The organism is Pectobacterium parmentieri (assembly GCF_001742145.1).
Taxonomy (GTDB): domain Bacteria; phylum Pseudomonadota; class Gammaproteobacteria; order Enterobacterales; family Enterobacteriaceae; genus Pectobacterium; species Pectobacterium parmentieri.
Window position 1 is genome coordinate 1,425,307 of sequence record NZ_CP015749.1, and the last position, 25,508, is coordinate 1,450,814.

Annotated in this window: 23 protein-coding genes; 21 read left to right on the forward strand and 2 right to left on the reverse strand. The window is 53.1% G+C overall.

The window, feature by feature from the left end; genetic code table 11:
• Positions 1–3: 3 nt before the first annotated feature.
• Both aztB and aztA read right to left on the reverse strand, forming a co-directional pair.
• The gene (gene aztB / locus A8F97_RS06295) at positions 4–894 is read right to left on the reverse strand and encodes a zinc ABC transporter permease AztB (RefSeq protein WP_033071555.1); all 891 of its coding nucleotides are present in this window, start codon (positions 892–894) and stop codon (positions 4–6) included.
• A complete protein-coding gene (gene aztA, locus A8F97_RS06300; RefSeq protein ID WP_033071554.1) occupies positions 894–1,619 on the reverse strand; it encodes a zinc ABC transporter ATP-binding protein AztA in 726 nt (241 codons plus the stop codon). Before aztA ends, aztB begins: the two co-directional genes overlap by 1 nt.
• A gap of 446 nt (positions 1,620–2,065) precedes the next feature.
• Between aztA and A8F97_RS06310 the strand changes: the two genes are divergently transcribed.
• From A8F97_RS06310 to tssG, 21 genes are all read left to right on the forward strand, one after another.
• Entirely contained in the window at positions 2,066–3,127 is a 1,062-nt protein-coding gene (locus A8F97_RS06310; RefSeq protein WP_014700104.1) for an MBL fold metallo-hydrolase, read from the forward strand.
• 79 nt (positions 3,128–3,206) lie between these two features.
• Positions 3,207–3,377 (forward strand): hypothetical protein, encoded by a 171-nt coding sequence (locus A8F97_RS24325; RefSeq protein ID WP_154665131.1) that lies wholly within the window; start codon positions 3,207–3,209, stop codon positions 3,375–3,377.
• Positions 3,378–4,154: 777 nt separating this feature from the next.
• On the forward strand, positions 4,155–4,736 hold the full coding sequence (locus A8F97_RS06315) for a hypothetical protein (protein WP_033071552.1): 582 nt from the start codon (positions 4,155–4,157) through the stop codon (positions 4,734–4,736).
• A 23-nt stretch (positions 4,737–4,759) separates the two neighbouring features.
• The gene (gene tssJ / locus A8F97_RS06320; protein WP_033071551.1) at positions 4,760–5,254 is read left to right on the forward strand and encodes a type VI secretion system lipoprotein TssJ; all 495 of its coding nucleotides are present in this window, start codon (positions 4,760–4,762) and stop codon (positions 5,252–5,254) included.
• A 9-nt stretch (positions 5,255–5,263) separates the two neighbouring features.
• Complete coding sequence (gene tssK / locus A8F97_RS06325) at positions 5,264–6,604, forward strand: type VI secretion system baseplate subunit TssK (RefSeq protein ID WP_014700101.1); 1,341 nt, start codon at positions 5,264–5,266, stop codon at positions 6,602–6,604.
• Between the two features lie 19 nt (positions 6,605–6,623).
• The gene (locus A8F97_RS06330) at positions 6,624–7,865 is read left to right on the forward strand and encodes a DotU family type VI secretion system protein (protein WP_033071550.1); all 1,242 of its coding nucleotides are present in this window, start codon (positions 6,624–6,626) and stop codon (positions 7,863–7,865) included.
• Positions 7,866–7,868: 3 nt separating this feature from the next.
• Positions 7,869–11,486: a type VI secretion system membrane subunit TssM gene (gene tssM, locus A8F97_RS06335; RefSeq protein ID WP_033071549.1), complete on the forward strand. Its 3,618-nt coding sequence runs from the start codon at positions 7,869–7,871 to the stop codon at positions 11,484–11,486.
• A 14-nt stretch (positions 11,487–11,500) separates the two neighbouring features.
• Positions 11,501–12,208: a type VI secretion system-associated protein TagF gene (gene tagF, locus A8F97_RS06340; protein WP_014700098.1), complete on the forward strand. Its 708-nt coding sequence runs from the start codon at positions 11,501–11,503 to the stop codon at positions 12,206–12,208.
• An 11-nt stretch (positions 12,209–12,219) separates the two neighbouring features.
• Positions 12,220–13,239, forward strand: a complete 1,020-nt coding sequence (tssA, locus tag A8F97_RS06345; protein ID WP_014700097.1) for a type VI secretion system protein TssA — start codon at positions 12,220–12,222, stop codon at positions 13,237–13,239.
• A gap of 79 nt (positions 13,240–13,318) precedes the next feature.
• Positions 13,319–13,849: a type VI secretion system contractile sheath small subunit gene (tssB, locus tag A8F97_RS06350; RefSeq protein WP_014700096.1), complete on the forward strand. Its 531-nt coding sequence runs from the start codon at positions 13,319–13,321 to the stop codon at positions 13,847–13,849.
• Positions 13,849–15,348, forward strand: coding sequence for a type VI secretion system contractile sheath large subunit (gene tssC / locus A8F97_RS06355; protein WP_033071548.1), 1,500 nt, complete (start codon positions 13,849–13,851; stop codon positions 15,346–15,348). The genes tssB and tssC overlap by 1 nt, the downstream gene beginning before the upstream one ends.
• A 308-nt stretch (positions 15,349–15,656) precedes the next feature.
• Positions 15,657–16,139, forward strand: coding sequence for an Hcp family type VI secretion system effector (locus A8F97_RS06360; RefSeq protein ID WP_014700094.1), 483 nt, complete (start codon positions 15,657–15,659; stop codon positions 16,137–16,139).
• Positions 16,140–16,193: 54 nt separating this feature from the next.
• Positions 16,194–16,640 (forward strand): DUF5675 family protein, encoded by a 447-nt coding sequence (locus tag A8F97_RS06365; RefSeq protein ID WP_014700093.1) that lies wholly within the window; start codon positions 16,194–16,196, stop codon positions 16,638–16,640.
• A 16-nt stretch (positions 16,641–16,656) separates the two neighbouring features.
• Positions 16,657–17,316 carry a hypothetical protein gene (locus A8F97_RS06370; RefSeq protein ID WP_014700092.1) on the forward strand — a complete coding sequence of 220 codons (660 nt, stop codon included), beginning with the start codon at positions 16,657–16,659 and terminating at the stop codon, positions 17,314–17,316.
• 260 nt (positions 17,317–17,576) lie between these two features.
• Positions 17,577–19,391, forward strand: coding sequence for a type VI secretion system-associated FHA domain protein TagH (gene tagH / locus A8F97_RS06375; RefSeq protein WP_033071547.1), 1,815 nt, complete (start codon positions 17,577–17,579; stop codon positions 19,389–19,391).
• Entirely contained in the window at positions 19,388–20,179 is a 792-nt protein-coding gene (locus tag A8F97_RS06380; RefSeq protein ID WP_025920238.1) for a PP2C family protein-serine/threonine phosphatase, read from the forward strand. Before tagH ends, A8F97_RS06380 begins: the two co-directional genes overlap by 4 nt.
• Positions 20,180–20,189: 10 nt before the next feature.
• On the forward strand, positions 20,190–21,167 hold the full coding sequence (locus A8F97_RS06385; RefSeq protein ID WP_033071546.1) for a hypothetical protein: 978 nt from the start codon (positions 20,190–20,192) through the stop codon (positions 21,165–21,167).
• Positions 21,168–21,183: 16 nt separating this feature from the next.
• Complete coding sequence (locus A8F97_RS06390) at positions 21,184–22,011, forward strand: type VI secretion system accessory protein TagJ (protein ID WP_025920236.1); 828 nt, start codon at positions 21,184–21,186, stop codon at positions 22,009–22,011.
• Positions 22,001–22,576 carry a type VI secretion system baseplate subunit TssE gene (gene tssE, locus A8F97_RS06395; RefSeq protein ID WP_014700087.1) on the forward strand — a complete coding sequence of 192 codons (576 nt, stop codon included), beginning with the start codon at positions 22,001–22,003 and terminating at the stop codon, positions 22,574–22,576. The genes A8F97_RS06390 and tssE overlap by 11 nt, the downstream gene beginning before the upstream one ends.
• A gap of 2 nt (positions 22,577–22,578) precedes the next feature.
• Positions 22,579–24,453: a type VI secretion system baseplate subunit TssF gene (gene tssF, locus A8F97_RS06400; protein ID WP_033071545.1), complete on the forward strand. Its 1,875-nt coding sequence runs from the start codon at positions 22,579–22,581 to the stop codon at positions 24,451–24,453.
• Positions 24,450–25,499 (forward strand): type VI secretion system baseplate subunit TssG, encoded by a 1,050-nt coding sequence (gene tssG / locus A8F97_RS06405; protein ID WP_014700085.1) that lies wholly within the window; start codon positions 24,450–24,452, stop codon positions 25,497–25,499. Before tssF ends, tssG begins: the two co-directional genes overlap by 4 nt.
• Positions 25,500–25,508 lie beyond the last annotated feature (9 nt).

The window sequence follows — 25,508 nt, forward strand, 5'->3', positions numbered from 1 at the left end:
GATTTACTCCGTGCGGGAAGGACGCGAGTTAACTAAGGAAGTGTGAGGACGGCGTCGGGCGTTTTTCATCATCGCGACGCTGGTTGAGGCCAGATAGAAAACGCCGTTGGTGAGAATAATGGCTGGGCCTGATGGCAGCGAATAATGGTAGGAGAACAGCAGGCCGGACATGCTGGCCACCATGCCAATCAACACCGAAGCCAGACACAGTGTGATGACGCGCCGAGTCCAGAAGCGAGCGGTGACGGCTGGGAGGATCATCAAACCCACCGACAGCAGCGTGCCTAGCGCCTGATAGCCAGCCACGAGGTTTATCACCACCAGCGTGAGAAACAGAAAATGGACCGGTGAGCCGAGCCGAGACACGGCGCGTAGGAACAGCGGATCCAGACACTCGGCAATGAGCGCACGCCACAGCAGAACCAGCATCAGCAAAGAAACAACGGAAACCGAGGCGATCAGGACCAGAGCTTCCACATTCAGCGCCAAAACGGAACCAAACAGAACATGCATCAAGTCAACGCTTGAGCCGCGTAGCGAGACGATAAGTACCCCGAGCGCCAGCGAAATAAGGTAAAACGCCGCCATTGAGGCATCTTCCTTTTGTACCGTCAGCCGAGATACCGCTCCGGCACCTATTGCTACCATTAATCCGGCGACCATGCCGCCGAGTGTCATCGGAATGATTTCCAATCCGTAGAGCAGAAAACCAATGGCGGCACCGGGCAGCACGGCGTGGGACATGGCATCGCCCACCAGACTCATACGACGCAGGGTCAGGAATACGCCCACCGGACACGCGCTGAGCGACAGTAGCAATGCACCCACTAACGCTCGGCGCATAAAGCCAAATTCAACAAACGGATTAACGAGCAGATCGTAAAGCCAGAGCATTATCGAGCCCCTGTCGCGTACCGTGCGGTATTATGCTGACAGAAAACGGGCGAGTGCAGGCTATGCTTCATCACCCAGTCGGTTTCTCCCCAAGCGACCACCATGCCGTTGACCATCAATGTCTCAGGAAAATGGCGAAGTACCAGTTCAGGATCGTGGATCACCACGATGACCGTACGTTGTTGGGCGTGCCAGCTTTTAATCAGCGCCAGCATCTCTTGTGTGGTCGCTGTATCAATGGCATTAAAGGGCTCGTCGAGCAAAATGATGCTGGCATTCTGGACGATCACCCGCGCAAACAGAGCACGCTGAAACTGCCCGCCCGACAGGGCGCTGAGTGGCTTATTATCAAAACCAGCCAGCCCGACGGCGGCAAGCGCTTGGGATATACGCACTCGATCGTCACGGCGATGCCAGCGTAGCAAACCGCGATCCTGCCAGAGCCCCAGCGAGACCAGATCGTGGACGCTGGCAGGAAAGCTACGATCCAGTTCCGATAGCTGTGGTAGATAAGCGATGCGTGCACCCGATGCGATACGGCAGAAGCCCGATAGGGGGTGTAGTATTCCGGCAATCCCTTTCAGTAGCGTTGATTTACCTGAACCGTTTGGTCCGACTACCGCCGTCAGGGAGCCAGTGTTTACCGAACCGCTGACCGCGCTCAATGCTGGATTTCCATTGTAACCGAGGGCTAGTTCTTCGATCTGTACTGCAAAATCCGTCATCTCAGTAATATTCCATTCCAGCGCCAATAGCTGTAATGTTATAACATTACATTAATGAATGTAAATATCTACGACACTTTTTACTGCAAAAGCTGAGATAGATGTTGCGCCAGCGTATCAAGCCCGACCAGCGTGCGGGGAAGATTGACGATGTGACGCCTTTTCGTTGCTTACAAACGATTCTGAATAACAAGGTCCTGCATTCGCTGTGTTCGAAGTGCATTGTTGATGCGGAAAGAGGCGCGTCATCAACGAACGATCGCTATTATTTCTCATCAAAACGCTGAGCGAAGGTAAGCGCCTTCGCTTTTTTTGCACCAAAAACCCCTCGATTCTTCCTTGCCATCCCTTCGACGTTCGTGCATAACTTCCAAAGTCAGAGAGTCAATGACTGGAATTATCATTACAAAACAATATTCATTACGAAACGACACCGGAAAAACGCTATGCTTTTGTTACTCGTTTTGGCTGTGATTGCTGTAGCTATTTATAGCTGGTTAAAACAGCCGCAATATATTTCACCAGAGGTGAAACCCCAACCGGAAAATCCACTCTTTCGCGATGGCGCGTTTCATAACCCGATCGCACGCCCGACGAGGAACCAAAATCGAATTGCGCTGCTATATCATTTTCTTTTCGGTAAAGATGTTGGCGCGTTACCAGATATCCGCTTGCCGTCGGAAAAAACCGATCTACATCAGTTAAGTAAAACGGAGAACGTCATCATCTGGATGGGACACTCCAGCTACTTTATTCAACTGGAAGGGAAAACCTTTCTGCTGGATCCGGTATTTAGCGACAACGCCTCGCCGGTGCCGCGCACCAATATTGCTTTCGAAGGCAGTAATGTGTATTCACCGGAAGACGTTCCCGAAATCGACTATCTGCTGATCACTCACGACCATTGGGATCATTTGGATTACCCCACGCTGAACGCGTTACGAGGAAAAATCCGCCGTATTGTCACGTTAACCGGCGTTGGTTCCTATTTTGTGAAATGGGGCTTTCCCCAGGAAAGCATTACCGAAGGCGACTGGTTCAGTTGCCTGAAAGAGGACGGGGTAGACATTCATGTGCTTCCTACGCAGCATTTTTCCGGTCGACTCCTCAAGCATAATCAAACGCTGTGGGGCTCATTTGCGCTCATAACAGCACAGCATCGCCTGTATCTCGGTGGAGATAGTGGCTATGGCCCACATTACAAAGAGATCGCCAAACATCTGGGGGGATTCGATATCGCGATACTGGAATGTGGGCAATACGATCAAAACTGGCCCCATGTTCACATGAAGCCGGAAGAGTGCGCACAGGCAGCCAGCGATTTACAGGCTAAAGCAGTATTACCGGGCCACAACAGTAAATTTAAGCTGGCGCACCACCGCTGGAACGATCCGCTAGAGCGGATTTCGCAGGCGAGTGAAAATCAAGACTGGCGGTTGATGACGCCCCGTATTGGTGAACGCGTTCAGGTTGATAACCCGCAGCAGACCTTTAGTCAGTGGTGGTAGTGGGGCAAGAACCAGAGTTACGTTCGTCCTGCCGCTATCATTGATGGGTTACCCCTATCCCCTAAACGTCGGGCAGTCAATGAACGCCCGACGTTTAGGGAACACCGCCCTGTTTATCCATCATCGCATCAATTCATTTAAGACCTTTCTGTCCGCGTTGCTGACACGTGGGTTCACTCTCGGCTTGCTGTTCCCCGTCGGGCTGATCGCGTTGACTCGTGTAACTTCTCAGGGGATGGCATTGCATTGACCTCTATTCCCGCTAAATCCGTGTTTGGCACTCAGCTTTGATGATTTCGCGAAAGATAAGCATCAATTTCTTCATGATTATTTTTAATAAAAATCATGAGAAAATTTCATCTACAAATGGGATTATTTCATATTTTTAATGAATTATTCAGACTGCTCCTAGGCCACTGTACAATTATAATACAGATGTGTATTTAAAACCTTTGTTAAAATTTACCGAAAGCAGTTCCTCCGCTAGCGATGAGTTGAAATTCTGTCAGTATTCTGTAATCTTCCGTAAATATATTAAACAATTTATTGTTAATTTCGATTTCGAACCGGAAATTCCTGGTTCGTGCGGTAGCTTTGATAATTTAATTTCAATATCTTATTGTTTTATATTGATATTTTCTTAAATAAAACAAACGCCAGCAGTGATTATTTTTAACCATAAAACTCAATTAATTAATTTAATTAACTTGATTTGATGATTATTAAACTGGATATGGCATAAAAAAGCTTAAAGTTTACAAATTAACATGATTTTTTGATTAAAAACTGATCATTAATCTGCGCTTTTGTGTCCTATTCAGAATCCTTTCTTACAAACGCCCCTGTTGCTTCTGTTGCATTTTGAATGCTTGATTTAAACCGCTTGTTATTTATATCAAAACAAAACTAATTAACCTTTCTTATGCAATGGTTGATTGATTAACTAACGCGAGTTCGCCGTCAGACAGACCAGAGTTCTGTGACTCGCCTTGTTCATAACCGGCCTTCGGCCATTTTTTAGGCATTAATGGAACGACATATGAAGAGAATGGTGAACCACCGCATTGTGTTAAGCCTGATGTTTGTTTTTGCTGTCGCGGGCTGTGAAGCTCCGCCAAAAATGACTGACGACACTATCGTCAACAGCACCGTTGACGGCGTCACGTTGAGTCACCGTTATGCGGTTAAACCACCGGCGCAGTTCAGCCCGATTAATGAAGCCTATCGCGCGCTCTATCCCGCCTCGATCATGACCCGCTCGGATTTTGGCGGCAACGTGGTGAATTCTCTGAAAAGTGGTGAGACCTACACGGTAATTGGTCAAGTGGAGAACAACTGGTTGGCGTTGGGCGAGCAGGTTCAGGTTGCCGTTAGACCAGAGGCCGGCACCGCTAAAACGGATGATAAAAAAGTCGCTGAACAGCCCACGACCCAACTGATTGGTTATGTGCCATTCCGCGCGGTGGTGAAGAGCGAACTGTATGACCAGACGATCAAAGCGGATCAGCCAAAACGCCGCACAGGCGGCAAGAAAAAGACCTGCGTTTCGGTTGATAGTGACAGTAAAGCCTGCCGAAACACAACTAGCGGTACCTGGATCATCAACTAATCGCGCTGAGCAGGGAGGGCTGAATGATGACAATAATGCAACTGCGCTGCTGGCTGTTACCGCTACTGGCATTGCTACTGATTGCGTGCAGCAGCAGTCCCACTCCGGTGGCGCGTTATAACTTGCACTTCCAGGCGCACCCGCAGATCAACAGCGGCGCACCGCTCAAGGTGCGGGTGATGTTATTGACTTCAGACGCGGAATTCATGTCCGCCGACTTCTACTCCCTGCAGAATCAGCCCGCAGATGCATTGGGTAGCACGTTGCTCAACAACCAACAGTTTTTCCTGATGTCAGGTCAACTGAGCAAAATGCTTAACGCCAAAAGTCTGCCAGAAGCGCGCTACATTGGCATCATGGCGGAGTATCAGGCGCTGGACGGCAAAGTCTGGCGGCTGGCGCTACCGTTCCCAGATGGTGAGAACAGCGCGTTTTGGGCGTTCTGGAAAAGTAACGACGATGAGTTGAACGCCCACATGATGGCGGACATCAACGGCCTTCGCGTGGTTAAGCAGTAAAGGATGCCTATGAACAGATCCGAAAAGGTGGTTTGGACCGAAGGGATGTTCCTGCGTCCTCACCATTTCCAGCAGTCGGAAAATTATCTTCACAGCACACTACGTGATTGGGGCCAGTCGCAACGCGCTTATACCTGGGGATTCTTCGATCTGGAGTTTGATGAAGCGCTGCTGCGTCAGGGAAAACTAGCGCTAAGTGCCGCCAGCGGTTGCCTGCCGGATGGCACGTTCTTTTCCTTCAGCCTGCCGCAACATGGACCAGCACCGCTTGAACTGCCTGCCAATGTTGATCGTGCTAACGTGGTTCTGGCGATCCCAGCCCGCCGCAATGGTCGAGAAGCGGTGGTGTTTCAGGAGACACAAGATTCTCTGGCGCGCTATCTCGCTTGGGAAACCGAAGTGGAAGATGACAACGCGCAGGCGATCGGCGCGGCTACAGTACAGTTCGGTAAACTGCGTTTGCGTCTGATGCTGGAGCAAGATCTCACCGCAGAATGGACGGCAATGGGCGTAGCGCAGGTGATTGAGAAGCGCAGCGGTAACCACCTGCGCCTTGATACCGATTACATCCCACCGATGCTGGCGCTCAACGGCAGTCGGCCACTGCAAAGCATGCTTAACGATCTGCATGGTCTGATGCAGCAGCGCAGTCAGCAACTAAGCCAGCGTGCGCAAGGTACTGGTCGCTTCAACAGTGCTGACATGGTCGATTTTATGCTACTGGCCATGCTGAATCGCCAACTCGGCCTGCATGCGCATCTGCAACATTTGCCGCTATTGCATCCTGAAACGCTCTACCGCTATTGGTTGCAACTGGCTGCTGAACTCTGTACCTGGATGCCAGCACGCACGCCTGAACCCTTGCCGCTTTACAACCACGATGACCTGCACGGCTGTTTTACCCGTTTAACGCTGCTGCTGCGTCAGGGGCTATCTCAGGTAATGGAAGAAAGTGCGATTCAGCTTCCACTCACCCAGCGCTCACACGGTCTCAACGTTGCCACGGTGCCGGAAAGCAGCATGGTACGCGAATTCGGCTTTGTGCTGGCAGTAAAAGCCAGTGTGCCTGCCGAAGCCCTGAAAACCCACTTCCCAGCACAAATGAAAGTCGCACCAGTTACCAAAATCCGCGATCTGGTTCAACTGCAACTACCCGGCCTGGTGTTGAAAGCCATGCCGGGTGCACCGCCGCAAATTCCATGGCATGCCGGTTACAGCTACTTCGAGCTGGATAAGAACGGCGAGCTGTGGAAAGAGATGGAACGCTCCGGTGCGTTTGCACTTCATCTAGCCGGTGAGTTTCCGGGCCTGGACATGGAGTTCTGGGCCATTCGTAGTTCATCAGAATAATCAACGCTGAGCACGCCGCATGATGCAGGAACAACAGAAACCGAACCATGATGCCACGCAGCAGGATATCAACCACCAGAATATGTTGGTGGCGGCTGCCAACCCGCTGATTAACGCTATTCCTCAGATTCGACACTCCGTCTCCCATGACGATCCGGCACGCCTACGTCAGCAACTGATCGACCAGGTTCGACTCTTCGAGCTGAACTGCCAGCAGTCTGGCCTGAGTTACGAAGTGATTGTTGGTGCCCGTTATTGTCTATGCACCGCGCTGGATGAAGCCGCTGCGCTGACGCCGTGGGGTAGCCGTGGAGTGTGGACCAGTAACAGCCTGCTGGTGACATTTCACAATGAAACCTGGGGGGGCGAGAAGTTTTTCCAACTACTGGCGAAGCTGTCACAGAGTCCGCGTCAGCACATTCTGCTGCTGGAGCTGATCTACTTCTGCCTGCTGCTGGGCTTTGAAGGGCGCTACCGCGTGTTGGATAATGGCCGTTCACAGTTGGAAACCATCAAGCAGCGTCTGCTGCAGATGATCAAAAGCGTGCGCGGCAGCTACTTTGCGGCACTCTCTCCCCATCCGACCGATCAGCCGGTGCTGCGTAAGCGGTGGCGTCCAATGATCCCGTTGTGGGCCTGCGCCGCCGTTGCCGGTTTTGCTGCCTGCTTGTTCTATATTGGCCTTAACTGGCGTCTCGGTGATTACACCTCGCCAGTGCTGGCCAGCATCTATCAGACGACGCTGCCGGAAGTGAAAATCCGCAATCCTGCACCACCTCCGCCTGCCTCGTTGAACCTGAAATCCTTCCTGAGACCGGAGATCGATGCCGGTCTGGTCGCGGTACGCGATGAAGCTGACCAAAGCGTGGTAACGCTGAAAGGCGATGGGCTATTTGCTTCGGCATCAACCGACGTGCGTGGACGCTACGACGTCGTGATTAAGCGCGTTGCGGAAGCGATGAACAACGTGCGCGGCAAGGTTTTGGTGATTGGCTACAGCGATAACGTGCCTATTCGCAGCGCCCGTTTTGCCTCCAACTATGAACTCTCGCTGGCGCGTGCGCAGTCGGTGCAAACCCTGTTGCAGCAGCAGTTGACGCAGCCGTCACGCGTTACAGCCGCAGGGCGTGGCGAAAACCACCCGCTGGTGCCGAATACCAACGCAGAGAATCGCGCTCGTAACCGCCGCGTAGAGATTACGCTGCTGGTCGCGCCAGACGCGACGCAAGCGGAACTCAACGGCTTGGCGAGAGGGGAGTAATCCATGCTGAATATACTTTTTGCTGTGCTGACCAGCCGTCTCGCTTGGGGCTTTGTTGGTATTACTGCGCTTGCCTTTATCATCTGGGTGATTGGCCCGGTGTTTTCCATTGCCGATTCACGCCCGCTTGCACCAGAGCATAATCGCATCATCAGTATCGCGCTGCTCTATCTGGTGTGGGGACTGAGTCAGGCGATCCCGCGCCTGTACAACTTCTGGCTTAACCGCAAGTTGATGTCGAGTCTGGAAACTGGCAAAACCGATGCACCGGAACGCCTGACCAACGAAGAGCAGGCCTTGGCGAGCCGTTTTTCTGAAGCGACGGGTATCCTGAAAAAAGCACACTTCCAGCGCAATAGCAGTAAAGGCGCCCCGTTCTGGGCGCAGCGCTTCAGCCATCAATATCTCTATCAGTTACCGTGGTGCATGATTATCGGTGCGCCGGGGGCGGGTAAAACCACAGCGCTGGTTAACTCGGGCCTGCAATTCCCGTTAGCGGATAAATTTGGTAAAGCGGCGCTGCGCGGTATTGGTGGTACGCGTAACTGCGACTGGTGGTTCACCAACGAAGCGGTGCTGCTGGATACCGCCGGACGTTACGCCACCCAAGAGAGTCAGCAGGAGCGCGATGCCAGCGAATGGCATCACTTCCTCGACCTGTTGCGTAAGTATCGCGGTCGCCAGCCGATTAATGGCGTGATCGTCACGCTGAGCGTGTCGGATCTGCTGACACAATCACCGGAAGCGATGCGTAATCAGGCCATCGCGCTACGCCAGCGCCTGATGGAGTTGCATGACCGCCTCGGCATTCGCTTCCCGGTGTATGTGCTGGTGACCAAAACCGACCTGCTCAAAGGTTTCCGCAGCTACTTCGGTTCGCTGGATAAAGCGCAACGCGAACAGATCTGGGGGTTCACCTTCCCGTGGGCACAGGCCTCCACCGCTGACTTCGAACTCAACAGCCAGTTCCAAAAGGAATATTCGCTGTTACAACAGCGTCTTGATGCTGGCATGGCCGATACGTTGCTGGCAGAGAGAGATGGACAGTCGCGCGCAGAGGTCTATCTGTTCCCGCAGGAGTTTGCCGCGTTGCGCCCAATGCTAGCGGATGCGCTTGACACGTTGTTCGCGCGTTCGGATTTTGAAACCCAGTTCGCACCACGTGGCATCTATTTTGCCAGCGGTACACAGGAAGGTCTGCCGTTTGACCGCGTGATGGGGGAGTTGAACCGTGCTCTGCATCTGCCGAGCCAGCGAGAAGGTGGATCCAGACGCTGGGATCAGGTGGATAAAAACGCGCCGATCCCACCGAATAAAGGGCAAAGCTTCTTCCTGAAAGATGTACTGGAAAACGTTATCTTTCAGGAATCGGGGCTTGCGGGTAGCAACCGTTGGTGGGAACTGCGTAACCGTGCTGGTTTGTGGTCTGGCTATCTGGCATTGCTGGTGCTGATACTGATTGCCGGGGGGCTGTGGGTTACCAGCTACAGTCAAAATAAATCTTACCTGCAGGAAATCGCGGGCAAAACGCCGCAGGTTGAGCAACTCGGCCAGCAACTACAGCGTGAAGGCCACGGTGACTTGTTCGCTCTGGTGCCGTATCTCAATACCCTGCTGCAGTTGCCTAAAAGCGCTGATTTCTCACTGGACGCGCCGCCGCAGACGCGCCGTATGGGGCTCTATCGCGGGACTGAAATCAACGATGCCACTCAGGCGTTGTATGGCAAAGCGCTAAAACAGTTGCTGTTGCCGCAGGTGGCGCAAAATATTACGCGCTGGTTGCGCAACGACAACGGCAGCGATGCCGACTACAGCTACGAAGCGCTAAAGGCGTATCAGATGCTGTATCAGCCGAAGCACTACGACGGTAAGTTCCTGCAGGCATGGCTGATGCTAAATATCTCGCGCGAACTGCCGCAGAACGTCACTCAGCAGGAAGTTAAACAACTGGCGTGGCATCTACAACAACTGCTGGAGACGCACATCCAGTCTTCGCCATACGCAAAGGATGATGCGTTGATAAAGCGCGGGCAGGTGCTGATTAACCAAATGCCGCTGTCACAACGCGTCTATGGGCGTCTGAAGCGCCTGCTGCAACGCGATGGCAGCCTGAAATCGGTGACGCTCTCGGCGCTGGGCGGGCCACAGAGTGAACTGGTGTTCTCTCGTAAAAGTGGTAAGTCGGTTAATGATGGTGTGTCAGGCCTGTTTACACCGGATGGTTACTGGCAGCGCGTTGATAAGCAAATTGCGCCAGTGACGCAGGCACTGTATCAGGATGATATCTGGGTGTTGGGCGGCATCACGCCGCAGGAAAACAGCCAACAAACCGATCTCGCAGTACGCCAATGGTATGTACAGGATTACATTCGTCAGTGGGAACAGTTCCTTAGCGATATCCAACTCAACACTAGTGCTGATTTACCGCAGCGCATCAACACCGCGCGTTTGCTGTCCGGCAACCATTCACCGTTACGCCAATGGGTGATCAATCTGGGAAAATTGCTGACGCTGACGCGCGAGTCGGCGGATGAAAAAACGGCACAGGCGCAGTCGTCATCCGGCAACAACGCGACGCGCACGCTGGAAGCGCTGTTCAACTCGATGGATACTAATGCAACGCAGGGGCAGGGGGCGACGCAGCAGTCACCGGAGCAGGCCGTTGCTGTGCATTTCGCCCCGATTATCGAGTTGGCGCAGCCGTTACAGCCGGGCGGTAACGTGCTGGCGGTGGACGATTTTCTACATCAGATTGACGATCTCTATCGTTATCTCACCGCGGTGCAGGATGCGGCCAACAGCGGCATGCCGCCACCATCGAACGATGCCATCAGCCGCCTGCAGGCCAGTGCTGGCCGTCTGCCGGGTTCGCTGCAGAATATGGTCTCCAGTATGGCGGTTGGTGCCAGCAGCGATGCACAACGCCGTGACATGGATAACGTGCGCAAGCGCATCACCATGGAAGTTGGCAGCTTCTGTCGTCAGGCGATCGCCGGTCGTTATCCACTGGTACGCAACGCACGCAGTGAAGTGACGCCAGACGATCTGGCGCGCATGTTCGCACCGGGCAGCGGCCTGATGGATAGCTTCTTCCGTGACAATCTGGCCAGTAAAGTAGACACCACTAATGCCGCGTGGCGCTTTACGCCGGGTATCGACGGTAAAACGCTGCCGGGGGGCGAAGCACTGCTGCGTCCGTTCCAGCAGGCGCAGTCGATTCGTGATGCCTTCTTTGCCAACGGAGCCACCACATCGTCGTTCCGCATCACGCTGCGCACGGTGAAGATGGATAACGCGATCCTCAACCTGACGCTGGATGTTGACGGTCAGATTCTGCGTTACAGCCACGGCCCGCAGGCGGTGCAGATGGTGAACTGGCCCGGTTCAGGCGGCACCAGCCAGGTGCGCATGCAGCTCGGCCTGACTAATGGCACTACCTCGACACTGGTCACCAGCGGCCCGTGGGCGCTTAATCGCTTCTTCGATCGCGCCCGGCTGACCTCAACCGGCGGTTTAACCCGCGAAGCCCGTTTCGACGTCGATGGTCATCAGGTCACGCTATCGTTCACGCCTGGCAGTATTCGCAACCCATTCCAGCTTCCCAGCTTTGGCTGCCCCTGAAACAGGAGCTGATAATGACTCATTACGCTGCCCCCGGCTGGTACGGAAAATTGCCCAGCTCGGGTGACTTTGTGAAGCGACGTTTTCCCGATGCGCTCTATCGGCAGTGGTCCAACTGGTTTCAGGTCGGACTGCATCACTGGAAAACCAGTGATGAGGGGGATAACGCACCGTCGCGTGCCTTTCTCAACGCGCCAGTGTGGAATTTTGTCGTACCGCCGATGCTCGGTAGCCAGTTGATTCAGATGGGCTGCCTGATCGCCGCGTGCGACAGCGTCGGGCGCAACTATCCGCTGTGCGCACTGCGCCATTTCACGCCAGCAGAGTGGTCGCCAGCGCTGCTGGCATGCTCCGGCGAGTGGTATCAGCAGGTTGGTAATATGCTGTTGCGCGAGGTCCGGAGCGGCGGCACGCCAGAACAACTGGATCAGGCGTTGCTTCGCATCCCGCAGCCACAGGGGCTTGGCGAACAGTCGGGTATTCTCGACGTGATTGATGCGGGTGACTACCCGTCAACGCTGAACTGGAAACGACCGGGTGACAGTTTTGACCCACAGTTCTACACCAGTTTCTGGTGGACCAATCAGAGCGACGGTTTCCCACTTTATACGCAGGTACATAGCGGCAATTTCACCGCGCAGTTGTTTTCGTTGTTGTTCGACCCAGCCGGTGGAGCAAAACCCGGACGAAACGGACTTTATCCACCGATGTTTGAATCCTGAGGCCAATGCGCATGACGATAAATGTAGATGCCTTGCTGGCACCGGTTAGCCGTGACAATCCCTGCGGCGACAACCTGGAGTATCACGCGGATTTTCAGGCGATGGAACAGGCTAGCACGGGCAAAGCCGAGCAGCAGTTCGGTAACACCATTATCCCGGCGGAACCGGCGGACTGGAATAAAGTTGAAAAGCTGGCGATTGACTTACTGAGTCGCAGTAAAGACCTGCGCGTGATATTAGCGCTGACGCATGCATGGACCGAATTGAAAGGCCTGCCGGGTTACGCTCAAGGGTTGAAACTGATTGAGCAGGCACTGCTGCTGTACTGGGAGCCACTGTGGCCGCGTCTGAACGAGTTCAGCGAAGAAGATCCGTTTTATCGCATCAATGCTGTGGCGCTGCTGGGGGATAAATCGGCACTAAGCGGTGCGGTGCGCCAGTCCTGGCTGCTGCGTTATGCCTCGGACGGCATCACGCTGCGCGATGCCGTGGCGCTATGTGATGGTAGCAAAACGGACGTTGCCGAGTATCCCGGCGGTTTGCCACGCCTGACTGATGAACTGGCGCGCGGCGAACAGCCCGGCACAGAAGCGGTTCTGCAAATAGCGGGATATTTACAAACTATTAGTGAAACCCTTGCTGAGCGCTTGGGTGAATCGGCGGTACCAGAGTTGGTACAACTGCGTAAACAGATTGCGATAATCGCCGAACGTTGTCAGGCCACCGATCTCAACGCCCTACGGCCCAAGGTTACCACTGCACAACCCGCCGAAACTGTCGCACCGGTTGCACTTACCCCGATGCGTGTTACCGCTGACTGGCGTAGTTTACCGCTCAATTCACGTGCCGATGCGCAACTGATGCTGGAGAAAGTGAAGCAGTATTTCACTCAGCATGAGCCAAGCCATCCGGCTCCGCTGATGATTGACCGCGTGCAGCGTCTGATCGAACTCGACTTTATGGACATTATCCGCGATCTCGCGCCGGATGGTGTGCATCAGATGGAAAACATTTTTGGACGCCGCGACTAAGCGAGCGTAACCACTCAACGCAGCGAAACCTGCGCGCTTCCTGCGGGACGTTATCCGCGCATTATTAATGGAGAAACCCATGGCATCAACGAAATCCAGTGGGCAAAAGTTCATTGCCCGCAATCGCGCACCTCGCGTTCAGATCGAATATGACGTGGAAATTTATGGCGCGGAACGCAAAATTCAGTTGCCGTTCGTCATGGGGGTATTGGCGGATCTGGTGGGCAAACCGCTGGAGCCGCAGGTGGCCCTCGATGAACGTAAATTCCTCGAAATCGACATCGATAACTTTGATGAGCGCATGAAAGCGTTGAAGCCGCGCGCTGCCTTTCAGGTGGATAACACGTTGAACGGCGAAGGTAAATTGAACATCGACCTGACTTTCGAAAGCATGGACGACTTCTCGCCTGACGCCATCGCGCGCAACGTTGAGCCACTGAGCAAGCTGTTGGATGCACGTACCCAGTTGGCTAACCTACTGACCTATATGGACGGTAAAAACGGTGCGGAAGAACTGGTCGGTAAAATTTTGCAAGACCCCACGCTGCTGCAGGCGTTGACGCATCTGCCGAAGCAGGACGATGCCGCTGAAGGTAAGGAAGATCAATAATGACCCAGACTTCACAACCGCAGCAACCGCAGGGCGAAACCCGTTTTAGTCAGGATGAGTTCAGCGCGCTGCTGAACAAAGAGTTCCGTCCGAAGAGCGATCAGGCGCGTGAAGCAGTAGAGCGCGCGGTGAAAACGTTGGCGCAGCAGGCATTGGAAAACGCCATTACCGTATCGAGTGATGCGTACCGCACCATTCAGGCGCTGATCGCTGAGATCGATGAAAAGCTGTCGCAGCAGGTGAATCAGATCATTCACCACGATGATTTTCAGACGCTGGAAAGCGCGTGGCGCGGTCTGAATTATCTGGTGAAAAACACCGAAACTGACGAGATGCTGAAAATTCGTTTCATGAGCATCTCCAAGAAGGAGTTGGGCCGTAGCCTGAAACGTTTCAAAGGGGCGGGGTGGGATCAAAGCCCGCTGTTCAAAAAAATCTACGAGCAGGAGTATGGTCAGTTCGGTGGTGAACCGTTTGGCTGTCTGGTGGGCGATTATTACTTCGACCACAGCCCACAGGATGTCGAACTTCTGGGTGAAATGGCACGCATCGGTGCGGCCGCACACTGTCCGTTCATCACCGGTACTGCACCGGGTGTGATGCAGATGGAATCCTGGCAGGAACTGGCTAACCCACGCGATCTGACCAAGATTTTCCAAAACACCGAATATGCTGCATGGCGTAGCCTGCGTGAATCGGAAGATGCCCGCTACCTCGGTATGATGATGCCGCGTTTCCTCGCGCGTCTGCCTTACGGTATTCGCACCAATCCGGTTGATAACTTTGATTTTGAAGAGCAGACCGACGGCTCTGACCACAGCAATTATGCATGGAGCAATGCGGCTTACGCGATGGCAGCCAACATCAACCGCTCGTTTAAAGAATACGGCTGGTGTACCGCGATTCGCGGCGTGGAATCGGGTGGCGCAGTCGAAAACCTGCCGTGCCACACTTTCCCAAGTGATGACGGTGGCGTGGATATGAAGTGTCCGACCGAAATCGCCATCAGCGACAGACGCGAAGCCGAGCTGGCGAAAAACGGCTTTATGCCGCTGGTGCATCGTAAAAACTCTGACTTTGCCGCCTTTATCGGTGCACAGTCGCTGCAGAAGCCAACCGAGTATCACGATGCTGATGCCAGCGCCAACGCCCGCCTGGCCGCCCGTTTGCCCTATCTGTTCGCCTGCTGCCGCTTCGCGCATTACCTGAAATGCATTGTGCGCGACAAGATCGGTTCTTTCCGCGAGCGTGATGAAATGGAGCGCTGGTTGAACGATTGGGTAATGAACTACGTTGATGGCGATCCTGCTAATTCCTCGCAGGAAACCAAATCGCGTAAACCACTGGCCGCAGCCGAGGTAACCGTAGAGGAGCAGGAAGATAATCCAGGCTATTACGCAGCGAAATTCTTCCTGCGCCCGCATTATCAGCTAGAAGGCCTGACGGTTTCGCTGCGCCTAGTATCGAAACTGCCATCGCTGAAATCGAATGAAAATTGATAGTTGAATGTAAGGGCATTTTATGGAATGCCATAATATATGGGTAAATATCGTCTTTTGATTTATTAAAAATAGAATCAATGTTCTTAATCGGTCTTGTTTATTATGCCGATGAGAAAAATTATTCACTTTTTTTATTAATCCACAAAGTGGGGTAATAAAAAATCCCTCTGAATAACACATGTAGCGATATTCAGAAAACGAGGCAGAGGTAAAATATGGACTGTTTTATTCAGCCCCATGCTTTCCTGTTTGCCATAACGATGCTTTATCAAAGCAGAATATAAACCAAGCAAGAGAAGATAATTATGGCTATTGATATGTTTTTAAAAGTTGATGGTGTGACGGGTGAGTCTAAAGACGCTAACCACACCGGCTGGACGGATATCAATTCCTTTTACTGGGGCGCTAACCAACCTGGTAATATGTCCGTAGGTGGTGGCGGCGGGGCCGGTAAGGTTAATTTTGTCGACCTGAGTGTCAATGCGTTGATCGACAAATCAACTACCGCAATCCTTAAATATTGCGCAAGTGGTAAGCACCTTTCCAAAATTGAACTTTCGGTTTGTAAAGCGGGCGGTCAACAAGTGGAATATGCTCGTATCACTTTAGAAGATGTGCTCGTAACTTCCGTTAACTACACTGGCTCTGACAGTGGTGATACTGTTGGCATTACCTATGCCTTCCAGGCCTCAAAAGTGAAACAGCAGTACTGGGAACAAACTTCATCCGGCAGTAAAGGTGCTGAAAGCAGTGCGGGATGGAATATCAAAGAGAATAAAGAGGCGTAATCGTTTTAGTAAAATTAGTGGCCCTACGGGGTCACTAATTTAAGGAGGGAAGTAATGGCAAGTCATGTGATCTATATCAGACGGATGTGGCAAACTAATAAATCAACCATTAGTGTTTTTAATGTTTCTGACAGCAGTATTAAAGGGTATTTTTTGGAAAGGCCTGGACCAGATACGACTCAATCTAACCAAAACAAAAGAATTCCGGAGGGGGAATATAAAATAAAATGGCATAATTCATCTATTTCTGGTGTCATTCCACATAATCCAGTTCCCATTCTATATAACTCTTCAGTTCCTCTTTCTCGTTATATTCTTATTCATAATGGTAATTTACCTATTCATAGCAAAGGATGCTTGCTCATTGGTAGCTCTAAAGGAATAGACATTGTAGGAGGAAGCGTGCTTAAGTTAATAGAACTAAAAAAATTCATAAAAGATGAAGATATTGAGAATTTCACAATAACCATTACATCCTGCTACACAGGATGTAGAGAATAATTTAAAGGAATAGGACATGAAAAGAAATATTTTTATCTGCATAATAATTTTCCTTCTTTCTCCCTTGCCTTCTTTAGCTGATACTGTAAAAGATGGTGTATTGCAATTTTATTGGCTCCCACAGTGGAATAACGGGATAAATGACCCAGAGCTAAAGTTACGATTTTTTGTTTTTTCCAATGAAGGTAAGCAAAAAGAAGTCATTGATATTAAAGGTACTCATTCAAATGAGGCGTTCGTCAAAAAGAATTTCAAAACCATACCGGATGACTTTTTTATCAATAAGGAAGGTCATATGGAACAAAATGGTACAGTGACACTCAGGAAACTTATCAATTATAAAGAGTGCGATTCGGCCATTTGGCAGGCTGAATTTATTTCTTTTTTACAAAAAGATGCAAATTTTAAAATAGATGATAACTCAGATTCCTGTAATCCATTACCATATGTTATTATTTATCAATTAAAAAGTGATGTGGATAATGTAAGTCTATTTGATAAGCCTAACGATACTGGAAAGATAATTTATGAAATCGACAGCCAGCACGCCCTCGTTAAAATTAAAACGGCTAACTCTGATTGGATTTATGTTGCTGAGTATGATGCATCCCAAAAAGACCTTATCGGCTCAAAAAAGGGCTATGTGAGATTAAAACATCTTGATCCCCTTAACTAACTTAAAAAATAACGCCACCTAACTAGTTAATTAAACGCATTTTATTCAACGCCATGCCATCAGCTTAAATAGGATATCCAACCGCGCTACTTATTGAGGAAATTAAACCGTATTACGCTTGATCAAATCCGGCCATTACAGTCATTCAAATAAAACTAAAACCCAACCGTACTATTAGATGCATCTGCTCTCTATACCCCGTCCCTTTTCCCGCGAGAAGTGGGGGATAGATGTCGAACCGCTAACCGCAGGAACCCGTTATGCGCTTTACGATAGTAACGACTAAACCTGGCCACCAGCCACCGCAAATCCGTTGTGACTTCCTTCCGCCCGGTGGCACCATTGGTCGTGGGGTTGATAACAATCTGGTATTACCCGATGACGATCGCACTATCTCTCGCCTGCAGGCGATTGTGCACATCACTGCGACGGGTGAATGCCGCCTGACCAACCGTGGCAACGTGACGCGTGTACAGCTCAACGATATCCCGCTGGAACGGGGCCGTCAGGTTGAATTACAGGATGGCGATGTGCTGGGTATTGGTGATTACCAACTGTTAGTCAACGATTTCAATAACGCGCCGCAGTCGCAGGCTGCACTTATCGAGCCACTTCCTGCGGTCAAACCTATTATTATCGCCGATGAACCATCAGCGGAAAAAGCCAGCAACACGGCGACGATCCCCAGTGAAATCTGGGATAGCCTCACCAAAGAATTTTCGATCTCTGATGATTTGTCGAAGCGTAAGAACACCATGCCTGAGCAGCCGATGGCGCATCCGTTGACAGCGCCTGCAGGTGTTGAACGCAACCCGGAAGATCCTTTAGCACAGTTACTCAGCGATACGCCGCTGAATATCGGACAACAACCGCAAAACACCAGTCTATTCGATGAAGCTGATGCGCTTTTTGCTCAGGAAAGCATCTTTGACGACCGTACACCGAGCACACTCTCCGCGCAGCAAAATGCGGCAGCGCAGCCGCAGGTGGAAACCATCTCAACCGAGATCGAACCACTGAGCCTGTTCGGTAGCCAGAGCGCTACAGATGCGCGCAGTCACGACGATCCGCTCGGTCTGATGATGGGCAATGCGGTGCCGCTGGCACAGCCCGAGATTCTGGTTGCTAAGCCTGAACAGCCGGAACCTATCGCCGAAGCGCAGCCTGGAAGCGTACCGGTTGAACTCGCGGATCTCTGTAGCTCACCGCTGTTTGATAACATCGACACACAAGCCACCAGCGAATCGCTGTCGAGCAGTGAACCTGAGTTGAAGCAGCCTGACACAACCAATTCGCCAATCGATTATGGCGGTATCACGCTGCCGACGCCGCAGGCGGTACAGCGCACGCCATTGCCAACGCCGAAAGGGCGCTTGCGTATCGACCCGGTAGCCTCTGGCAGCCAGGCCAGTGCGCCTACAGCGAGCAGCATAGCCAGCCAAAGCAGCGGCGAACGGCTGAAAGGCGAACTGCTGGATGCACTGCTGGAAGGCATGGGTCTGCGCGATCTGCAGCCGACGCCACAGTTAGACCGTGAGCAGATGTTGCAGTTTGGTCAGATGCTCAGCATGTTCTCGCAGGGCACGGTGGCGCTGCTGTCGTCGCGTTCGATCCTCAAACGCGGCGTAAAAGCAGATATGACGATGATCCTCGATGACGCCAACAACCCATTTAAGCTACTGCCTTCCGGCAAAACCGTGTTGATGCAGATGTTTGGCAGTCGTATGCCAGGCTTTATGCCGCCGCGTCAGGCGGTACGTGATGCGCTGATCGATCTACAGGCACACCAGTTGGGGATGATTGCCGGGATCCGCGCCATCATCGCCTCAATGTTGCAATCCTTTAATCCGGACCAGCTAGAAGAAGAGGCGCGTCAGGCGGGCGCAGTCTCACGTCTGGGTTTACCCGGTAGCCGTAAAGCGGCGCTGTGGGAGCATTTCGTGGAGCGCTACAGTGAGACGGCAGGCGAGATCGAAGACGATTTTCACACCCTGTTTGGTGAAGCGTTCCTGCATGCCTATGACCTGGAAGTTAATCAGTACAAAGACTCACAAACCCACACGGATGCCACATGAAGATCACAATTGCTTCCATGTCGAATCAGGGCGATCGCGCCAGCAATCAGGATCAAACTGGTGATGTCATCGGTGAGCGCTCAGCCTGCTTCGTGGTGTGCGACGGCGTGGCAGGGTTTCCTGGTGGTGATGTTGCGGCAGATATCGCTCGTAACAGCCTGATGGACGCATTCGACGGCAATGCGCACCTTAATGCGCAGTCGATTCGCAACTACGTCAATCACGCTAACCATTCGATTCGCCAGCAGCAGAAAGCCTGCCGCGAACACAGCCGCATGGGCACCACGCTGGTGAGCCTGTTTATCGACCGCGACTTTGAGTTGGCCTACTGGGCGCATGCTGGTGACAGCCGGCTGTATCTGTTCCGACGCGGCTATCTCTATCATGTCACCACCGACCATAGCCTGGTGCAGCAGATGAAAGATGCCGGGCACCAGACCGACGGCATTAACAACAACCTGCTCTATTTCGCGCTTGGTATGGGTGATGAGCAGCGCGATGTCAGCTACAGCGATGTGGTGGAGATCGAGGACGGTGATGCCTTTTTGCTGTGCACCGATGGTTTCTGGCACGGGGTGGCGCAGGAACAAATGCAGCAGTCGCTGCACATGGTGAATACGCCGGAAGAGTGGATGACGCTGATGCAGCAAATCATCAAAAACGGCCAGTTAGATAATGACCAGCAGGATAACTTCAGTGCGCTAGCAGTCTGGGTTGGATCACCGCAAGACATCACCTTACTGCACTCGCTATCCGAAATGGCGCAGTTTTCCCCCCTTCGAGATTGAGAACGCCAACATGAAATATAGATTACTGGGGCTGGCTACGCTGCTGCTCAGCACATACGCCTTTGCTGATAACTACCGCATTGTGCAGTCGCCGACACAGAAGCTGGATGTCTGGATCGACGATGTAAAAGATAACCAGTTGGCGAGCTGGTGTAAGAGCCGCGTGGATCTACGCATTGTCAGTACGGGCGAAAAAAATGCCGCGGTGTTGGACGATTTTCTGCCGCGCGTTGCCGGGCTCATGGCGTCACAGTGTAAACCGTTGCAGCAGTTACATTGGCAACTGACCGATGCTGATGGCAGCGAAATCGCCACCGGTAGTGCCGTCAAAGCGCAGCAGTGGCAAACGGTGGTCACGCTGCCGCCTCCTTCGGTGGAACCGCCGCCAGCCGCCGTGGCTGAACCTGCTGTGCCGGTGCTGAATTCACCGCAGGCCGATACCACACCGTGGCTGCAATTCAGTCTGCCCGATGGTTGCCACTTCCGTACCTGGTGGCAGCATCCGGCGCAAGCCAACGCGCTGTTTGTGCCATCAAAACAGGGACTGATCTGCGGTCAGGATGGCTGGCTGAGCGGCTACAGCAGCCTGACGCTGATAGGTAACGGCACGGCGAAAACCGTGGATGTCACCTTCCTGAAGGGCTTCCCGATTACGGGCCTGAATAGCAAATCGCAAACTGGCGAGCTCAACATTACCACCGTTAACCGCGAACGCATGGTGCTGAGCAACCATAAATCACCGGACAGTTGGCTGGTGCTGCCATTCAATAATCAGTTCAACGGTTGGCAGGCACCGAACCAGGTCGTCGTACAGATGCCTGCCCGCGATGCTGAAAATGAGAGCGTGCTGCAGGCGCGTCTGCGGGAAGTGAGCATTGTGTGGGCGCCGTGGTTGAGCGGGAATGCACCGATCGGGGTACAACTGGTCGAACAACTGCATCCGGAGCTGCAAGATCCTGCCGTTGCGGTTTACCGCACCATTAATTAATGCAAAAGGAGCTTGCATGGAGTCGTTACAACAGCGTCTGACGAGAGGTTCATTGGCCGATAATCTTGCTGAGATCATGCGCCAGATTCAGGCCGCCCCGGCCAATGCCGATTTACGAGCCGCCTTTGTGCAACTGCTGTGTTTGGCTGGCAATTGGACGCGCGCGCAAACTCAACTGCAATCTTGGCTAGCCTTAACGCCACTGGCGCAGCCCACGGTAACCTTACTGCAGCAGGCAATTGCCGGTGAACAACAGCGTGAAGCGGTGCTGCGCGGCGAGGCGGAACCGCAGTTGCCGGGCTGCGCCTGGCGCTGGTGTGAAACCCTGCTGGCTGCACTGCGTGCTGATATCACCGGTGATTACGTGCGCGGCGCTGAGTGGCGTGCCGAGGCGCTGGATCAGGCTGACGCCAATCCTGGTCAACTGCAACAGCAGGATGAGACAACGAATTTCGCTTGGCTGATGGACGGCGACAGCCGTTTCGGTCCGGTATGCGAAGCCATCACCAACGGTCGTTATTACTGGATCCCGTTTGCCGCTATTCGCGAGATGGTGTTTCAGGCTCCAACCAGCGTCACCGACCTCATTTGGCGTCACACCCGCGTACAACTGGTGGATGGCAGCGAACAGATTTGCCAGATCCCAGTGCGTTACCCCTTGCAGCAAGGTACGGATGAGCGCTATCTGCGCGCCAGCGTTACCGAATGGCAGACGCTGGGCAAAGAGGGTGGCCAGTTCATCGGCAACGGTCAGAAAGTGTGGCTGAGCGACAGTGCTGAATTCCCGCTGCTGACGCTGCAACAGATCACCTTTAACGCGATCGAGGCTGACGATGAGCAGTGATAACCGCTCGCACAACGACGGTCATGCACAGTTGTATGGCGGTTTCCGCGCACGTAAAAATCGCGATGCGTTAACCGCGCGCGACAAGCTGCAATCGTCGCTGCTCGATCGCCTGACCGATAATGCGCCGGACAAACGTAACGAAGCCAGCAGCAACACGTTGATCTCGCACAGCGCACTGCGTCGGCATGTGCTGCGAGACCTGCAGTGGCTGTTCAACACCATCAACAATGAGGCGCAGCAGGATCTCAGCGAATTCGGCGAAGTGCAGCGTTCGGTGTGGAATTTCGGTGTGGCACCGCTGTCCGGGCAGAACATCTCAGACATCGAATGGCAGGATATACAGCGCAAAATGACTGATGCCATCCTGCACTTTGAGCCGCGCATTCTGCCGCAGGGCTTGCAGGTGCGCTGCGTCAGCGACATGACATCACTCAGCCTGCATAACGTGTTGTCGATTGAGATTAAGGGCCGCCTGTGGTGCGTGCCTTATCCATTGGAGTTTTTGTTCCGTACCCAGATTGAGCTGGAGAGCGGTCATTTCGAACTACAGGATGCCGGTTAATCATGGACAGCAAACTGCTCGATTACTACAACCGTGAGCTCGCTTATTTGCATGAAATGGGCGCGGAATTTGCCGCACACTATCCCAAAGTGGCAGGGCGTCTGGGCATGCGAGGGATCGATGTCGCCGACCCTTACGTTGAACGAATGCTGGAAGGTTTTGCCTTCCTCACTTCGCGCGTTCAACTGAAAATGGACGCTGAATTTCCGCGTTTTTCGCAGCGTATGCTGGAAATGATCGCGCCTGGTTACTTATCGCCAACGCCGTCAATGGCCATTGCCAAACTGACGCCAGATACGCAAAAAGGCGACATCAGCAATGGTTTCCTCGTGCCACGCGGCACCATGATGGAAAACCAAAATCTGAAAAAAAGCGGCGTCACCTGTAGCTACACCACGGCACATGACGTGATGCTGCAACCGTTATGCATCAGCGATGTCTCGCTCGGCGGTGTACCGGCTGATATCCCTTTGGGTGAACTAAAACTGAGCGGCCTCGGTGCCGCCAGTGCATTGCGGATCCGTATTGAATGTGAAGGTGTTCCGTCGTTAGACCAGCTTAAGCTGGATGATGTAATACTGTACCTGAGTGGCCCGGATATCCAGGCGCTGAAGCTGTTGGAATTATTGATGCAGCATCGTGTCGGCATCCTGTTGCAATCCGTGGAAGAAAAGCCGCTGCGCCGGGTGTTAAGCGATGATGCGCTACAGCAGGAAGGGTTTGCACCAGAGCAGGCGCTGCTGCCAGACGACCTGCGTAACTTCGATGGCTATCGCCTGTTGCAGGAGTATTTTGCTTTTCCTGCCCGTTTCCAGTTCATCAGTTTAAGGCAGTTAGCGCCGTTCATTCGCTGCTGTGGCAACGCCCGAATCTTTGAAATTATTATCTTGCTGGATAAAGCCGACAGCGCACTAGAGAGTGTGGTGGATGCCAGTCATCTGGCATTACATTGCACCCCCGTCATTAATCTGTTCCCGAAAACCGCTGAACGTTTAAAGATCAGCGACAGCCAACACGAGTACCACTTGGTGGTCGATAATATCCGTCCACTGGATTATGAAGTGCATTCGGTTCAGCGACTATTTGCCACGGTGGAAGGGAAACGAGAGGAGCAGATTTTCCGCTCTTTCTGGAGCACCTTCAGTGGCGATGGAAGCGATTACGGTGCCTATTTTTCGCTGCGGCGCGAGCAGCGCACGCTGTCCGAACAGGCGCAGCGCTATGGCACACGCACTGGCTACATCGGTTCGGAAGTTTTCCTGTCGCTGGTCGATGAGCACCATACGCCGTGGCGTGATGACCTGCGTTATCTATCGGCAGACGTGATGTGTACCAGCCGTGATTTACCACTCATGCTATTACAGCAGGATCAGGGCAACTTCGTGATGCCAGATTCGATCCCGGTGGGGCCGTTGACGTTGTGCAAAGGCCCAACGCCACCGCGTCCGGCGCTAGCAGAAGGCCTCTCATCCTGGCGGCTGATTAGCCATCTGCAAATGAATTACCTCAGTCTGATGGACTGCGCCGGCGGTGAAGGCGCTGCAGCATTGCGCCAGCTACTTAGTCTGTACGCCAACTTAGCCGATGCGCCAGTGTCACGCCAAATAGAAGCCATCCGCCATTGCCAGCTCAGCACCGTCAACCGCCGTGTACCTGAACCGGGGCCCGTAGTGTTTGCTCGGGGTGTCAGCATCACGCTGGAGGTCGATGAACAGGCGTTTTCCGGTGCAAGCCCGTGGCTATTTGGCAGCGTCTTGGAACGCGTTTTCTCTCGACTGGTTGCGCTAAACAGTTTCACTGAATTCACCCTGAACAGTCAGCAGCGTGGCGAAGTCGGTTACTGGCCGCCTCGAATGGGCAAGAAGGCGTTGATATGAGTGAGTCGGCGCAAGTGATTGCGCTGCAGCGGGCTACACGTCTACCGGATAATTTCTGGCAGGGGGTGATGGCAGCACCGTGGCGCTACGATCTCTTCCAGTTGCTGCGCAAGTTGGATGCGCAGTGTGGGCAGGGTTATGCGTTGGGCCGTGCGCCATTGCCGAAATTTGAAGCGGTGCGGATTGGTCAAACGCCGTCGTTGGCTTTTGCACCCGCCGCGGTAGCGGAGGTGAGCCGACGTGAGGAGGATGATCGCCATGAGATTTCCATTTATAGCTTCGGCTTGTTTGGCCCTAATGGGCCACTCCCTACGCACCTGACCGAATATGTACGCGAGCGTATCGTGCATCATCAGGACCACAGTTTCGCCGCCTTTGCTGATCTATTTCACCACCGCGCCACGTTGCTGTTTTATCGCGCCTGGGCCGATGCACAGCCCACGGTGTCTCTGGATCGCAGCGATGACTGCCGGTTTCTCAACTATCTGGCGTGTTTGTCCGGTATTGGATTACCCGCTCAGCAGCAGGCCACTTCACTGAGTTTGCATGCGCGTCTGATGTTGGTCGGCCACCTCAGCCGTCACGGTCACGATGCTGAAGGACTGGTGCGTATTTTGCGCCACTACTTTGGCGTGCCGGTACAGATGGAACAGAACGTACCGCAATGGCTGGCGCTGGATAAGCGCGATCGGGCGCGATTAGGGGCGGGCCGTCAGATGCCGCGCCTTGGCGCATCGTCATTTCTCGGTATTTCGGTGCGTGATGTGCAGCACCGTTTTCGCCTGCGCTTTGGCCCGCTCAATATTGAACAGTATGCACACTTCCTGCCGGATGCGCCGGGCGCACGCGAAGTGCGTGACTGGGTGCGCCACTACCTCGGTATTGAAATGCAGTGGGATCTCAGCCTGATTTTGGCGGCTGATGACGTGCAGAGCGTGACGCTGAGCGGTAATGCTCGGCTCGGTTACACCAGTTGGCTGGGGCAAATGCCACAGTTGCAGGATCGCGAGGATTTCATGTTTGAGGTTGAGGCAGCGGCACGCTAGTCCAATCGC